Raw genomic sequence first — 14884 nt, forward strand, 5'->3', positions numbered from 1 at the left:
GAAAAGTGCGGCTGGAGGTCACCGGTGGTCGGGACCTTCGACCCCGGGTCCGGGCTGGTGAGCGGGCGTACGGTCGGAATCCGGGGCCGCTGCGCCCGGCGTTCCGCACCGGGCTCCGTGCCGCCCCCTCCCCATTCGCGTGTTCCGGCCTGGAGGTCGCTTTGCAGGAGCATCAGGGCGGCCCCCGGGGGGCCGCCGATTCACTGGTCAGGGCCGGGAGCTTCTTCACCCGCGCCGAGGTCTCCGGGGACCTGCGCACGGTCCACCGGACAGGCGGCCGGGAGGCCGAGGCGTTCTACCGGGACCGCTGGAGCCACGACAAGGTCGTGCACTCCACGCACGGCGTGAACTGCACCGGCTCGTGCCGGTGGAAGGTGTACGTGAAGGACGGGATCATCACCTGGGAGACCCAGGCCACCGACTACCCGTCGGTGGGCCCGGACCGCCCCGAGTACGAGCCGCGCGGCTGCCCCCGCGGCGCGTCGTTCTCCTGGTACAGCTACTCCCCCACCCGGGTCCGCTACCCGTACGTCCGCGGCACCCTGCTGGAGATGTACCGCGAGGCGAAGAAGCGGCTGAAGGACCCGGTCGAGGCGTGGGCGGACATCCAGCGCGACCCCGGCCGGCGCCGCCGCTACCAGCAGTCCCGCGGCAAGGGCGGTCTCGTGCGCGCGAGTTGGGACGAGGCGCTGGAGATCGTCGCGGCGGCGCACGTGCACACGATCCGCGAGCACGGCCCGGACCGGGTCGCCGGCTTCTCGCCGATCCCCGCGATGTCGATGGCCTCGCACGCGGCCGGCGCCCGCTTCCACTCGCTGATCGGCGCCCCGATGCTCAGCTTCTACGACTGGTACGCGGACCTGCCGGTGGCCTCTCCGCAGGTGTTCGGCGACCAGACCGACGTGCCGGAGTCCGGCGACTGGTGGGACGCGGCGTACCTGATGATGTGGGGCTCGAACGTCCCCGTCACCCGCACCCCGGACGCGCACTGGATGGCGGAGGCCCGCTACCGCGGCCAGAAGGTGGTCGCGGTCTCCCCCGACTACGCGGACAACACCAAGTTCGCCGACGAGTGGATGCACCCGCACCCGGGCACGGACGGCGCGCTGGCGCTGGCCATGGGGCACGTCGTCCTGAAGGAGTTCTTCGTCGAGCGGGAGACCCCGTTCTTCGCGGACTACGTGCGCCGCTACACCGACCTGCCGTTCCTGGTGTCGCTGACGGAGACCGAACACGGCCTGGTGCCGGGCAAGTTCGTCACGGCCGCCGATCTCGGGCAGGACACCGAGAACGCGCAGTGGAAGACGGTCCTGGTCGACGACGCGACCGGCGCCCCGGTGGTGCCGAACGGCACCCTCGGGCACCGCTGGGGCTCCGGCGACACCCCGGACTGGAACCTCGACCTCGGCGGCACCGTGCCCCGCCTGACCCTGTACGGCGAGGACGGCGGCACCACCGCAGAGGTCGTCCTGCCCCGCTTCGAGGAGGACGAGGCCGGCACGGTGGTCCGCGGCGTCCCGGTCCGCCGCCTCGGCGGCCGCCTGGTCACCACGGTGCTCGACCTGATGCTCGCCCAGTACGGGGTGGGCCGCCCGGGCCTGCCCGGCAGCTGGCCGCAGTCGTACGAGGACGCCTCGCAGCCCGGCACGCCCGGCTGGCAGGAGTCGCTGACCTCGGTGCCCGCGGCCCAGGCGGTGCGGGTGGCGCGGGAGTTCGCGCGGACGGCCGAGGAGTCGCAGGGCCGCTGCATGATCCTGATGGGCGCGGGCACCAACCACTGGTTCCATTCCGAGACGATCTACCGGGCTTTCCTGGCGCTGCTGACGCTCACCGGCTGCCAGGGCCGCAACGGCGGCGGCTGGGGCCACTACGTCGGCCAGGAGAAGTGCCGTCCGGTGACCGGCTGGGCCACCCTGGCGGCGGCCTCCGACTGGTCCCGGCCGCCCCGCCAGATGATCGGCGCGGCCTGGTTCTACCTGCACACCGGGCAGTGGCGGTACGACTCGCTGCCCGCGCAGGCGCTGGCCTCGCCGCTGGCGACGGGCGCGTTCGCGGGGATGTCGGGTGCGGACTGCCTGGCCGCGTCGGCGCGGATGGGCTGGATGCCCTCGTACCCGACGTTCGACCGCAATCCGCTGGAACTCGGCGCGTCCGAGGACCCGGTGGCCGATGCGGTGCGCGAACTCCAAGCGGGCACGCTGCGGTTCGCGGGAGAGGACCCGGACGCGCCGGGCAACTGGCCGCGGGTGCTGAACGTATGGCGGGCGAACCTGCTGGGATCGAGCTCGAAGGGCAACGAGTACTTCCTCAAGCACCTTCTGGGCACGCACTCCAACCTGCCCGAGGGCGGGCCCCGTTGCAGCCCGAAGGACGTGGTGTACCGGGAGGCGGACGTCGAGGGGAAGCTCGACCTGCTGATGTCGATGGACTTCCGGATGACGTCGACGACGCTGCTGTCGGACGTGGTGCTGCCGGCGGCGACCTGGTACGAGAAGCACGACCTGTCCTCGACGGACATGCACCCGTTCCTGCACGCCTTCACCCCGGCGGTGGACCCGCCGTGGCAGGCCCGCTCCGACTACGACGCGTTCCTCGGACTGGCCCGCCGGTTCGGCGAGCTGGCCCGGGAGCACCTGGGGGTGCGCCGCGACCTGGTGGCCACCGCCCTCCAGCACGACACGCCGGGCGGCGAGATGGCGCAGCCGGGCGGGGTGGCGCTGGACTGGTCCAAGGGCGAGTGCGCGCCGGTGCCGGGCCGGACGATGTACGACCTGGCGGTCGTCGAGCGGGACTACGGGGCCGTCGGCGAGAAGTTCGCCGCACTCGGACCCCTGGTGGACCGGCTGGGCGTGACGACGAAGGCCATCACGTACGACGTGGCCGAGGAGGTCGCGTACCTGGGGGCGAAGAACGGTACGGTCCGCACCGGGGTGGCGGCCGGCCGGCCGCGGCTGGACACGGCGCAGCGGGCCTGCGAGGCGATCCTGTCGCTGTCGGGCACCAGCAACGGCCGACTGGCGGTGCAGGGCTTCGAGACGCTGGAGAAGAAGACCGGCACGCACATGGCCCATCTGGCGGCGGAGGCCGAGGGCAAGCGGATCTCGTTCGCGGACACCCAGGCCCGGCCGGTGCCGGTGATCACCTCGCCGGAGTGGTCGGGATCGGAGGCGGGCGGCCGCCGGTACACGGCGTTCACGGTGAACACCGAGCACCTCAAGCCCTGGCACACGCTCACCGGCCGGCAGCACTTCTTCCTGGACCACGACTGGCTGCACGAGGTCGGCGAGGGCCTGCCGGTGTTCAAGCCGCCGCTGGACATGCACCGGCTGTACGGGGAGCCCGAGGTCGGGCGGGTCGAGGGGAAGACGGTGGCGGTGCGCTACCTCACCCCGCACAACAAGTGGGCGATCCACAGCCAGTACCAGGACAACCTGTACATGATGACGCTGGGCCGCGGCGGGCAGACGGTGTGGATGTCACCGCAGGACGCCGAGGCCATCGGGGTCCGCGACAACGACTGGATCGAGGCGGTCAACCGCAACGGCGTGGTCACCGCCCGCGCGATCGTCTCGCACAAGATGCCGCCCGGCACGGTCTACATGAACCACGCGCAGGAGCGCACGGTCGGCGTGCCGAAGACGGAGAAGACGGGGCGCCGCGGCGGCATCCACAACTCGCTGACCCGCGTGATGCTCAAGCCCACCCATCTCGTCGGCGGCTACGCCCAGTTGACGTGGGCGTTCAACTACCTGGGCCCGACGGGAAACCAGCGCGACGAGGTGACGGTGATCCGCCGCCGCGACCAGAAGGTGGAGTTCTAGATGCGCGTCATGGCACAGGTCGCGATGGTCATGAACCTCGACAAGTGCATCGGCTGTCACACCTGTTCGGTCACCTGCAAGCAGGCGTGGACCAACCGGCAGGGCACCGAGTACGTGTGGTTCAACAACGTGGAGACGCTGCCCGGGCAGGGCTATCCGCGCCGCTGGGAGGACCAGGAGCGGTGGAAGGGCGGCTGGGAGCGGACCCGGTCGGGCCGGCTGCGGCTGCGGGCCGGCGGCCGCCTGGCGAAGCTGGGCAAGCTGTTCGCCAACCCGGACCTGCCGGAGATCTCCGACTACTACCAGCCGTGGACGTACGACTACAAGAACCTGACGGAGGCCCCGGCCGGCGAGGACCTGCCGACGGCCCGGCCGGTCTCGCAGCTCACGGGCGAGCCGATGGACACCGTCACCTGGGGCCCGAACTGGGACGACAACCTGGGCGGCGGGCCCGAGCACGCGCCGAAGGACCCGGTGGTGGAGCGGATCCGGGACAAGGTGGGCGAGCGGATCCGGTTCGAGTTCGAGCAGAGCTTCATGTTCTACCTGCCGCGGCTGTGCGAGCACTGCCTGAACCCGGCGTGCGTGTCGTCGTGCCCGTCGGGTGCGATGTACAAGCGGGAGGAGGACGGCATCGTCCTGGTGGACCAGGACCGGTGCCGGGGCTGGCGGATGTGCGTCACCGGCTGCCCGTACAAGAAGGTCTACTTCAACCACGCCACCGGCAAGGCCGAGAAGTGCACGTTCTGCTTCCCGCGGATCGAGGTCGGGATGCCGACGGTGTGCTCGGAGACGTGTGTGGGCCGGATGCGGTACCTGGGGGTGATGCTGTACGACGCGGACAAGGTGGCGGAGGCGGCGTCCGTCGAGGACGAGCACGACCTGTACCCGGCGCAGCTGGAGTGCTTCCTGGATCCGCACGACCCGCAGGTGGCGGCCGCGGCCCGGGCGGCGGGGCTGACCGAGGAGTGGCTCGACGCGGCCCGGCGCTCCCCCGTCTACGACCTGATCGCGACGTACCAGGTGGCGCTGCCGCTGCATCCGGAGTACCGGACGATGCCGATGGTCTGGTACGTGCCGCCGCTGTCGCCGGTGGTGGACGCGGTGGCGGCGACCGGCCGGGACGGTGAGGACGCGGGGAACCTGTTCGGGGCGATCGACGCGCTGCGGATCCCCGTCGAGTACCTGGCGGAGATCCTGACCGCGGGCGACGCGTACCCGGTGGAGGCGGTGCTGCGGCGGATGGCCGCGATGCGCGCCTACATGCGGCGGATCAACCTCGGTGAGGAGCGCGACGAGGTCATCGCGAAGGCGGTGGGTCTGACCGGGGCGGAGATGGAGGACATGTTCCGGCTGCTGGCGATCGCCAAGCAGGAGGACCGGTTCGTCGTCCCGTCGGCGGCCCGCGCCGATGCCGAGGAGCTGGCCGGCTCCCATCCCCTTCCCGCGGACGGCGTGGACGCGGGCTGCCCGGTGGCGGACGCCGCCGCCGGCCCCGGCTCGCGCGTCCTGCTCAACCTCAGCCCTGCCAGGAGGACTTCGTGAGCCCTTCGGAACCGATGAGCGGCGATGCGCTGGTGCGGCTGGTGGCCGGCTGCGTGCTCCAGTACCCGGGAGACCGCTTCCACGACGAACTCCCGCGGCTCCGTGCGGCCCTCGCCGGGGCGACCGCCGAACCGGCCGCATTGCTCGGGGAGTTCCTCGACGACGCGGAGCGGCACTCGGCGGCCGCGCTGTGCGCCCGCTACACGGACACCTTCGACACCCGCAACCGGCGCTGCCTGTACCTGACGTGGTGGACCGACGGGGACACCCGGCGGCGCGGCCTGTCGCTGGTGCGGCTGAAGCGGATCTACCGTGACTTCGGGCTGGAGTTCGCCGGCGAGGAGCTGCCGGACTTCCTGCCGGCGGCGCTGGAGTTCGCGGCGCTGCGGGAGGCCGCGGGGACCGAGCTGCTGCAGGAGCACCGGGCCGGTCTGGAGCTGCTGCGGCTGGCGCTGGCCGAGGCGGGCAGCCCGTACGCGGCCGTGCTGGCGGCGGTCTGCGCGACCCTGCCGGGGCCGTCGCCCGAGACGAAGGCAGCGGCGAGGGCACTGGCGCGCAGCGGGCCGCCGCAGGAGCTGGTGGGCGCCGGGACGGCGCTGGAGCCGTTCGGGCCCGGCATCGACGCGCCCGCCGACCTGCCCTGGCCGTCCCTCGCGGAAAGGACTCCGGCGTAATGGACCTCCTCCTGTTCGGCGTGCTGCCGTACGTGTCGGTCGCCCTGCTGGTCGCGGGGACGGTGTGGCGGGGCCGGTACGACCGGTTCGGCTGGACCACGCACTCCTCGCAGCTGCACGAGTCGCGGCTGCTGCGGATCGGGTCGCCGTTGTTCCACTTCGGGATGCTGTTCGTGGTGCTCGGCCACGTGGTGGGCCTGCTGGTGCCGATGAGCTGGACGGACGCGGTGGGGCTCGGCGACCACGCGTACCACCTGCTGGCGGTGTCCACCGGCGCGGTCGCCGGGGCCGCGGCGGCGGCCGGCGTCGGGATCCTGCTGTGGCGGCGGCTGCGGGTGCCCGCGGTGCGCCGGTCCACGCTGCGCAGCGACCACCTGATGTACACGGTGCTGCTGGGTGCGATCGTGCTCGGGCTGACGGCGACCGTCCTCAACTCGACGGGCCAGAACGGTGGTTACAACTACCGGGAGGGCATCTCCCCGTGGTTCCGCAGCCTGTTCACGCTGTCGCCGGACTACGCGCTCATGCAGGGCGCCCCGTTGGCCTTCAAGCTGCACATCCTGTTCGGCTTCACGCTGTTCGCGCTGATCCCGTACTCGCGGCTGGTCCACATGCTCTCGGCGCCGCTGGCGTACCTGGTGCGGCCGTACGTCGTCTACCGGCGGCGGGACCCGCGCCTGACGGCAAACCGGCCGCCGAAGCGGGGCTGGGAGCGGGTGTCATGAGCCGGACGGCGGGCGCGGGCAGGACGGCGGGCGCGGGCAGGACGGCGGGCGCGGGTAGGGCGGTGGTGCGGCGGCCGCGGCACGCGGTGGCGGAGCGGCCGTTCCTGGTGATCTGGGAGGCGACCCGGGCCTGTCCGCTGGCCTGCCTGCACTGCCGGGCCACGGCGCAGCCGGCCCGCGACCCGCGGGAGCTGGACGGGGCGCAGGCGCGTCGGGTGATGGACGGGGTCGCCGCGTTCGGGCGGCCGGCACCGCTGTTCGTGATCACGGGCGGGGACCCGTTCCAGCGGCCCGACCTGTGCGAGCTGGTGGCGTACGGGACCGGGCTGGGGCTGCGGGTGGCGGTCTCGCCGTCCGGTACGCCGACGCTGACCCGGGCGAACCTGGCGGCGGTGCGGGAGGCCGGCGCAGTGGCGGTGTCGCTGTCGCTGGACGGCTCGGCGGCCGGGCGGCACGACGCGTTCCGCGGAATGCCGGGGGTGTTCGACCGGACCCTCGACGGCTGGCGGGCGGCCCGTGAGCTGGGCCTGAAGGTGCAGATCAACACGACAGTGACGCGGGACAGCCTGACGGACCTCGCGGACATCGCGGCGCTGGTGCGGCGGGAGGGCGCGATGCTGTGGTCGGGCTTCCTGCTGGTGCCGACCGGTCGCGGCGGCGGGCTGGGCGCGCTGTCGGCGGCGGAGACCGAGGACGTCCTGCACTTCCTGTACGACTGCGGGGCCGCGATGGCGGTGAAGACGACCGAGGGCCACCACTTCCGGCGGGTCGCCCTCCAGCGGGCTGTGCTCGACGCGAAGGGCGAGCGGCCGGCGCTGGGCCCGCTGTACCGGCTGCTGTCGCGGCGGGCCGCCGGGCTGGGCCTGTTCGACGGGGAGCGGCGTGCGGTACGGCGGCCTCCGCTGGACGTGTCGGCGGGGCGCGGGTTCGCCTTCGTGTCGCACACGGGTGAGGTGCATCCGAGCGGGTTCCTGCCGGTGTCGGCGGGCAACGTGAAGGACGTGCCGCTGACGGCGGTCTACCGGGAGTCGGAGCTGTTCACGCGGCTGCGGGATCCGGGGCTGCTGCGGGGGGCGTGCGGGGCGTGCGAGTTCAAGGCGGTGTGCGGGGGCTCGCGGTCGCGTGCGTACGCGGCGACCGGGGACGTCCTGGCGCCGGACCCGTACTGCGACTACCGGCCGGGCGGCTTCCCGTACCAGGACGAGGTGCGGGCGCTGCTGGGCACCGATCCTTCCAAGAGAGCGGAATCATGCGTTCAGTCATCGTGATCGGCGGCGGCATCAGTGGGCTCGCCGCGGCGTGGGAGCTGCGCGGCGCGGCGGACGTCACGGTCCTGGAGGGGGCGCCGAAGACCGGCGGCAAGCTGCGGACCGGCACGATCGCCGGGGTCGCCGTGGACGAGGGGGCCGAGTCCCTGATGGCGCTGCGGCCCGAGGCGGTGGAGCTGGCCCGGGCGGTCGGGCTCGGCGGCTCGCTGTGCGATCCGGCGCAGGCGCCGGTGACCCTCTGGACCCGCGGCGCGCTGCGGCCGCTGCCGGCCGGGCACGTCATGGGCATCCCCACCGACCCCGCGGCCCTGGCCGCCACCGGGATCCTCTCCCCGGAGGGCACCGCCCGCGCGGCGGCCGAACCCCACCTGCCGGCCCCGCCGCTGACCGGCGACGTCTCGGTGGCCGCCCACCTCTCGGCCCGCTTCGGCCGGGAGGCCGTGGACCGGCTGGTCGAACCCCTCCTCGGCGGCATCTACGCGGGCCGCGCCGACGCCCTGTCGCTGCGGGCCGTCATGCCGCGCATCGCGGCCCTGGCCGAACGGGGCGGGGCGCTCGCGCCGGCCCTTCGGCGGGGCGGGGGTGCGCAGGGCGCAGGCGGTGGGGCGGGGCGGACGGCGGGCGCACCGGGCGCGGGAGGCGGGCCGGAGCGGGGCGTGGGCGTGCAGGGCTCGGGCCGTGTGCCGGGGCGGGCCGTGGCCGTGCAGGGTGTGGTGGGAGGTGCCGGGCGGTTGCCGGAGGCGGTGGCGCGGGCGAGTCGGGCGCGGGTGCTGACCGGGACGGCGGCCCGGGCGCTGGAGCGGACGGCGGGGGGCCGGTGGCGGGTGCTGGCGACGACCGCGGACGGGCCGCTGACGATGGAGGCGGACGCGGTGGTGCTCGCGGTGCCGGCGTATGCGGCGGCGGAGCTGCTGCGGCCGCACTCGCCGGCGGCGGAGGAGGGGCTGGCGGGGATCCCGCACGCCTCCACGGCGGTGATCACCATGGCCTTCGCGCGGGACCGGGCGCCCGCGCTGCCCGCGGGGAACGGGTTCCTCGTGCCGCCGGTGGACGGGCGGGTCCTGAAGGCGGCCTCGTTCCTGTCGAACAAGTGGGGCTGGCTGAGGGACGCCGCCCCGGACCTGTTCGTGCTGCGGGCGTCGGTCGGGCGGATCGGTGACGACGTCCTCGACCGGCCGGACCGGCAGCTGGTCCGCACGGCCGTCGGCGAGTTGCACCGGGCGGTGGGGCCGCTGGGCGAGCCGGTGGCTGCGCGGGTCTCCCGCTGGGACCGCGGACTTCCCCAGTACGGCATCGGCCACCGGGAGCGGGTGGCGGACATCCGGGCCGCGGTAACGAAGCTGCCGGGGCTCTTCCTGTGCGGGGCGGCCTACGACGGGGTCGGCGTCGCCGCCTGCGTCGCGACGGGCCGCCAGGCCGCCGCCCTGGCCCTGAGCCCCGCCATGTGACCGGGGCTCCGCCCCGAACCCCGGTCCCCAATCGCCGGACGGGCCGGATCTGCCCCTGCCGGACTCTGCCTGCGGGCTGGATCCTGCGGGGCCAAATCCAGCCCCGCCGGCGTTTGAGGCGCGGGGTCCGGGGCGGAGCCCCGGGGCTTTGAGGCCGGGCCCGGACACCCGCATGGGGCACCTGGCGGGCAGGGAGGGGCGACGCCGCACAGGATGGGCCGTATGACGAGATCCGGACGCCGCGCCACCGCCCTCGCCACCGTCGCCGCCCTGCTGGCCGTGGCGGCCACGGGCTGCGGCGACGACGACAAGGGCCAGGCCGCCAAGGCCCCGAAACTCACCTGGGACTCCTGCCCGGCCCCCTCCGCCGCGGAAGGCATCGGCGAACCCCCCGGCGCCGAATGGCAGTGCGCGGCCCTCGACGTCCCGCTCGACTACGCCGACCCCGACGGCGACACCATCGAGCTGGCCCTGATCCGCGCGAAGGCCCTCGACAAGAAGAACCGCATCGGATCCCTCGTCTACAACTTCGGCGGCCCCGGCGGCTCCGGCGTGGCGAACCTGCCCGGCGCCGCCAAGGACTACCAGCGGCTGCGCGCCCGCTACGACCTCGTCAGCTTCGATCCCCGCGGCGTCGGCCGCAGCGCCGCCGTGCGCTGCGAGAGCGACCAGGAGCTGGACGCCTACTACCAGACCGACTCCTCCCCCGAGGGCCCCGCCGAGGAGCAGGCCTTCACCGCCGGCATCCGCCGCTACGCGGCCGCCTGCGAGAAGAACTCCGGCACCGTCCTCCCCCACGTCGGCACGCTGAACGCCGCCCGCGACCTCGACCGGATCCGCGCCGCCCTCGGCGACGAGAAGCTGCACTACTTCGGCATCTCGTACGGCACCGAACTCGGCGGCGTCTACGCCCACTTGTTCCCGGCCAAGGTCGGCCGCGCGGTGTTCGACGCGGTCGTGGACCCGACGAAGACCGCGGAGCAGTCCGCCCTCGGTCAGGCCAAGGGCTTCCAGCTGGCGCTGGGCAACTTCGCCCAGGACTGCGTCGAACGCGGCGAGAAGTGCCTGCTGCCGGGCGCCACCGCCAAGGAGGTCGAGCAGGGGATCGTGGAGCTCCAGGAGCGGCTGCGCAGCAAGCCGATCGCGGTCGGCACCCGCAAGCTCACCGAGACCGCCGCCACCAACGGCATTGCGCAGGCGCTGTATTCGAAGGAGTACTGGCCGCTGCTGGAGCAGGGCCTCGACGAAGCCGACGGCGGTCAGGGCCAGTTGCTGCTCGCCCTGTCCGACGCGATGAACGGCCGCAACCCGGACGGCACGTACAGCAACCTGAACGCCGCGAACACCGCGATCAACTGCGCCGATTCCAAGGAGCGGTTCACCCTGGCACAGACCAAGGAGCGGCTGCCGCGGTTCCGCGCGGCCTCGGCGGTCTTCGGCGACTTCCTCGGCTGGGGCCTGATGGGCTGCAGCTCGTGGCCGGTGGCCGGGGCCTGGCAGACCCCCGACGTGTCGGCGGCCGGCTCCGCCCCGATCCTGGTGATCGGCAACACCGGCGACCCGGCCACCCCGTACGAGGGCGCCCGCCGGATGGTGCAGAAGCTGGGCCCGGGCGTGGGCGTGGAGCTGACGTACGAGGGCGAGGGCCACGGCGCGTACAACAGCGGCGACCCGTGCGTGCAGAAGGCGGTGGACGCCTACCTCCTCCAGGGCACCGTGCCGCCCGCCCGCCAGGTCTGCCCCGGCACCTGACCGGCCGCCCCGCACGCGGGAGGGCCCCGGCCGCAGCACGGCGACCGGGGGCCCTCCCGTACGGATATCCGGCGCGGCCTAGTAGACCGGCTTCTCCGGCTCGATCTGGTGCACCCACCCGATCACGCCGCCGCCGACGTGCACCGCGTCCGCGAACCCGGCGGACTTCAGCACGGCGAGGACTTCCGCACTGCGGACACCCGTCTTGCAGTGCAGGACGATCTTCCTGTCCTGCGGCAGGTCCTGGAGCGCGGTGCCCATCAGGAACTCGCCCTTGGGGATCAGCTTCGCGCCGGGGATCGAGACGATCTCGTACTCGTTCTTCTCCCGGACGTCGATGATCTCGATCTTCTCGTCCGCGTCGATCCACTCCTTGAGCTGCTTGGGAGTGATCGTGGAGCCGAGCGCCGCCTCCTGGGCCTCCTCCGACACGACGCCGCAGAAGGCCTCGTAGTCGATGAGCTCGGTGACGGTCGGGTTCTCGCCGCAGACCGCGCAGTCGGGGTCCTTGCGGACCTTGACCTGGCGGTACTGCATCTCCAGGGCGTCGTAGATCATCAGGCGGCCGACCAGCGGCTCGCCGATGCCCGCGAGCAGCTTGATGGCCTCGTTGACCTGGATGGATCCGATGGACGCGCAGAGCACGCCCAGCACGCCGCCCTCGGCGCAGGACGGGACCATGCCCGGCGGCGGGGGCTCCGGGTAGAGGCAGCGGTAGCAGGGGCCGTGCTCGGACCAGAACACCGAGGCCTGGCCGTCGAAGCGGTAGATCGAGCCCCACACGTACGGCTTGTTCAGCAGCACGCAGGCGTCGTTGACGAGGTAGCGCGTGGCGAAGTTGTCCGTGCCGTCGACGATCAGGTCGTACTGGCTGAAGATCTCCATCACGTTCTCGGCTTCGAGCCGCTCTTCGTGAAGGACCACGTTCACGTACGGGTTGATGCCCAGCACGGAGTCGCGCGCCGACTCGGCCTTGGAGCGGCCGATGTCGGACTGGCTGTGGATGATCTGGCGCTGCAGGTTCGACTCGTCGACCTCGTCGAACTCGACGATGCCGAGGGTGCCGACACCGGCGGCGGCGAGGTACATGAGGGCGGGCGAACCGAGACCGCCGGCACCCACGGCGAGCACCTTGGCGTTCTTCAGGCGCTTCTGCCCGTCCATCCCGACGTCCGGGATGATCAGGTGGCGGGAGTACCGACGGACCTCGTCAACGGTGAGCTCGGCAGCCGGCTCGACCAGGGGTGGCAGCGACACGGGGACTCCAGGGTCATCCCCGCGGGTACGGGGAGAATCAAAGGTTGTTCTTCCGTAACACTGCCACGCCCCTCTTCATTCCGAGACACCCCGTCCGATACGCGAGACGATTTCGTCCCAGTAGCCGGGCATGGCCGCCCAGGGGTCCCCGCTGCCGGGGCGTCCGGAGCGGTCCGTGAACCAGATGGTGCCGGCCCCTTGCCAGCGGGCGATCCGCAGCGCCTCCTCCAGGTGGGTGCGGGGCACTCCGTGGACCAGGTGGCAGAACCTCTCGGGCGGGTGCTCGGCCGTCCACTCGGCCACCTGCGACCACCGGTAGTCCGCCCAGGAACCTTCGAACGTGACCAGCTGGTCGGCGAGTTCGACGTATCCGGGGTACGGGTGGGTGCCGTGCCCGAGGACGATCCGGACTCCTTTCGAGGCGGGCCCGCCGAGCGTCCGCAGCGTCTGGACGAGCCGCTGTACGGCGGCCAGCGCGGCGGCTCCGGCGGGCGCGGCGGCCAGGTAGAAGCCGTCGACGCCGTACCAGTCGCGGAACCGGTGGGCGTCGGAGACCAGCTCCCCGAAGCTCCGCTCGCCGTCTCGCATGGCGAGATGACCGAGGACGGTGCCGCCGGCCTCGCGGAGCCGTCCGGCGGCTTCGGTGCAGTGCGGGTCGGGGCGCTGGCCGGGGCCGTCCGCGACGTTCAGCACGGCCCAGTGCAGCGGGGTGCCGGGGCGGCTCAGCTCGGCCCATTCGACGGGGGCGACGAGCGGGTGCGCGTAGCCGGGGGCGCCGACACCCAGCCCGCCCGCCTCGGTGGCGGCGGGGCGGGCGGCCCCGGTGCTGGTCAGATGCGACACGCGGCCTCCATCCAGATGTCCGCGAGGGACTCCTCCAGGTTGATCCGCGGCCGCCAGCCGAGCCGGTCGCGGGCGGTGCGCACGTCGGCCTGCTGCCAGGCGCCGCAGCCGTCGGGGTACGGGTACGACGGCGGCAGGGCGGCGGCGATCTGGTCGGAGGTCGCCTCGGAGCGGGGGGCGCCGATGGCGGCGAGGCCGGGCCGGCTGCCGTAGCCGGGGTGCTGCGCGGGGGCGTCGACCTCGTGGAGGGAGCCGCCGTAGCCGGCGACCCGGGCGAGCACGGCGGCCGCGTCGCGCAGCCGGACGGCCCGGCCGGTGCCGATGTTGACGACGCCCTGGGCGGCGGACAGCGAGGCGGCGTGCACGGCCCGGGCGACGTCGCGCACGTCGACGAAGTCGCGCTGGACGCCGAGCCCGCCGAGCTTGAGTTCGCTGTCGCCGGACTGCATGGCCCGGCGCATGGCCTCGGCGAGCCGGCCGAGCGGGGAGCCGGCCGGGGTACCGGGCCCGACCGGGGAGAACACCCGCAGCACGACGGCGTCGAGCCCGGAGCCGAGGACCAGCTCGGTGGCGGCGAGTTTGCTGACCCCGTACGGGCCGCCCGGTCTGGGGACGGCGTCCTCGGCGGTGGAGGAGCCGGGCTGGCTGGGCCCGTACTCAGCGGCGCAGCCGAGCTGGACGAGCCGGGCGCCGCAGCCGCTGCGGCGCAGCGACTCGCAGATGGTGGCGACGGCCACGGTGTTGTGGCGGGTCAGTTCGCGGGCTCCGCCGCGGGTGGTGCCGGCGCAGTTGACGACGACGCCCGGGTGGACGGCGTCGAGGAACCGGGTGAGGGCCCCGGGGCTGCCGGTGGCGAGGTCGAACCGGACGTCGGCGTCGTCGCCGCGGCCGAGCGCGGTGAGCTGGACGGCGGGGTCGGCGAGGAGCCGGTCGGCGACGTAGCGGCCGAGGTATCCGTTGGCTCCGATCAGCAGCACCCTCATCGCTGGCCTCCTCGGTGCCGACGGGGCGTGGCGGTCGGTTGGGCGGTCATCTGGCTGTTCTCCTTCGTGAGAGGGGTGGTGGGGTGGGTCCGCGGCGTCGGCTCCGCGGCCCGGTGGCGGGTGGCTCAGGCCCGGGAATGGGCGGAGGCGCGGGACAGGGCCGCGCCGGCATGGACGAGCAGGGCGAGGGCGGCGGCGGCCAGTCCGGCGCCGGGCAGGCCGGCTGCGACGGCGGCGGCTTCCGCGGCGCAGGCCGCGCCGAGTGCGGGTCCGGCGGCCCGGCCGTGTACGGCGAGCAGCCGGGCCTGGAAGAGCAGGCAGCCGAGGGCGAGTCCGGTGGGGAGGACGCCGCCGGTGAGCAGGAGCAGGCCGACGAGGGCGGTGGCGTAGAGCGCGGTGACGGCGGCGAACAGCGGGCGGGTGCCCGCGGCGAAGTCGTCGAGGGCCCGGCTGGCGGCGAGCCGCCGGCGGGTGCCGGCGGCGAACAGGGCGGCGCAGCCGGTGGCCGCGGCGACGGACAGGGCGAGGGCGGCTGCGGTGGCCGGGCCGGTGTACCAGCCGTAGCCGA

General features: G+C 73.7%; 10 protein-coding genes and 1 pseudogene. 7 read left to right on the forward strand and 4 right to left on the reverse strand.

What is annotated here, in order from left to right:
* The first annotated feature begins 161 nt into the window (after positions 1–161).
* From LG634_RS31575 to LG634_RS31610, 7 genes are all read left to right on the forward strand, one after another.
* Positions 162–3821, forward strand: a complete 3660-nt coding sequence (locus tag LG634_RS31575) for a nitrate reductase subunit alpha (RefSeq protein ID WP_226738894.1) — start codon at positions 162–164, stop codon at positions 3819–3821.
* Positions 3822–5366 (forward strand): nitrate reductase subunit beta, encoded by a 1545-nt coding sequence (gene narH / locus LG634_RS31580; RefSeq protein ID WP_226738896.1) that lies wholly within the window; start codon positions 3822–3824, stop codon positions 5364–5366.
* A gap of 14 nt (positions 5367–5380) precedes the next feature.
* The gene (gene narJ, locus LG634_RS31585; protein WP_226738914.1) at positions 5381–6040 is read left to right on the forward strand and encodes a nitrate reductase molybdenum cofactor assembly chaperone; all 660 of its coding nucleotides are present in this window, start codon (positions 5381–5383) and stop codon (positions 6038–6040) included.
* Positions 6040–6765, forward strand: coding sequence for a respiratory nitrate reductase subunit gamma (gene narI / locus LG634_RS31590; protein ID WP_226738897.1), 726 nt, complete (start codon positions 6040–6042; stop codon positions 6763–6765). The genes narJ and narI overlap by 1 nt, the downstream gene beginning before the upstream one ends.
* Complete coding sequence (locus tag LG634_RS31600; RefSeq protein WP_264203852.1) at positions 6762–8033, forward strand: TIGR04053 family radical SAM/SPASM domain-containing protein; 1272 nt, start codon at positions 6762–6764, stop codon at positions 8031–8033. Before narI ends, LG634_RS31600 begins: the two co-directional genes overlap by 4 nt.
* Positions 8015–9481, forward strand: a complete 1467-nt coding sequence (hemG, locus tag LG634_RS31605; RefSeq protein ID WP_226738900.1) for a protoporphyrinogen oxidase — start codon at positions 8015–8017, stop codon at positions 9479–9481. The genes LG634_RS31600 and hemG overlap by 19 nt, the downstream gene beginning before the upstream one ends.
* Before the next feature lie 222 nt (positions 9482–9703).
* Positions 9704–11233 carry an alpha/beta hydrolase gene (locus tag LG634_RS31610; protein WP_226738902.1) on the forward strand — a complete coding sequence of 510 codons (1530 nt, stop codon included), beginning with the start codon at positions 9704–9706 and terminating at the stop codon, positions 11231–11233.
* Positions 11234–11311: 78 nt separating this feature from the next.
* Here the strand turns inward: LG634_RS31610 and moeZ are convergent, their stop codons facing one another.
* The 4 genes and pseudogenes from moeZ to LG634_RS31630 form a co-directional block, all read right to left on the reverse strand.
* The gene (moeZ, locus tag LG634_RS31615; protein WP_226738904.1) at positions 11312–12490 is read right to left on the reverse strand and encodes an adenylyltransferase/sulfurtransferase MoeZ; all 1179 of its coding nucleotides are present in this window, start codon (positions 12488–12490) and stop codon (positions 11312–11314) included.
* A gap of 75 nt (positions 12491–12565) precedes the next feature.
* Positions 12566–13333 (reverse strand): spherulation-specific family 4 protein, encoded by a 768-nt coding sequence (locus LG634_RS31620; protein ID WP_226738906.1) that lies wholly within the window; start codon positions 13331–13333, stop codon positions 12566–12568.
* The gene (locus tag LG634_RS31625; protein WP_226738908.1) at positions 13321–14316 is read right to left on the reverse strand and encodes an NAD-dependent epimerase/dehydratase; all 996 of its coding nucleotides are present in this window, start codon (positions 14314–14316) and stop codon (positions 13321–13323) included. Before LG634_RS31625 ends, LG634_RS31620 begins: the two co-directional genes overlap by 13 nt.
* Positions 14317–14441: 125 nt before the next feature.
* A pseudogene (locus tag LG634_RS31630) lies at positions 14442–14884 on the reverse strand (hypothetical protein); the annotation flags it as partial.

This window comes from Streptomyces bambusae, assembly GCF_020532645.1.
Taxonomy (GTDB): domain Bacteria; phylum Actinomycetota; class Actinomycetes; order Streptomycetales; family Streptomycetaceae; genus Streptomyces; species Streptomyces bambusae.

Coding starts and splice junctions, on each gene's coding strand:
- narH (WP_226738896.1), top strand. CDS start 3,822: ATGCGCGTCATGGCACAGGTCGCGATGGTCATGAACCTCGACAAGTGC.
- narJ (WP_226738914.1), top strand. CDS start 5,381: ATGAGCGGCGATGCGCTGGTGCGGCTGGTGGCCGGCTGCGTGCTCCAG.
- narI (WP_226738897.1), top strand. CDS start 6,040: ATGGACCTCCTCCTGTTCGGCGTGCTGCCGTACGTGTCGGTCGCCCTG.
- LG634_RS31600 (WP_264203852.1), top strand. CDS start 6,762: ATGAGCCGGACGGCGGGCGCGGGCAGGACGGCGGGCGCGGGCAGGACG.
- hemG (WP_226738900.1), top strand. CDS start 8,015: ATGCGTTCAGTCATCGTGATCGGCGGCGGCATCAGTGGGCTCGCCGCG.
- LG634_RS31610 (WP_226738902.1), top strand. CDS start 9,704: ATGACGAGATCCGGACGCCGCGCCACCGCCCTCGCCACCGTCGCCGCC.
- LG634_RS31625 (WP_226738908.1), bottom strand. CDS start 14,316: ATGAGGGTGCTGCTGATCGGAGCCAACGGATACCTCGGCCGCTACGTC.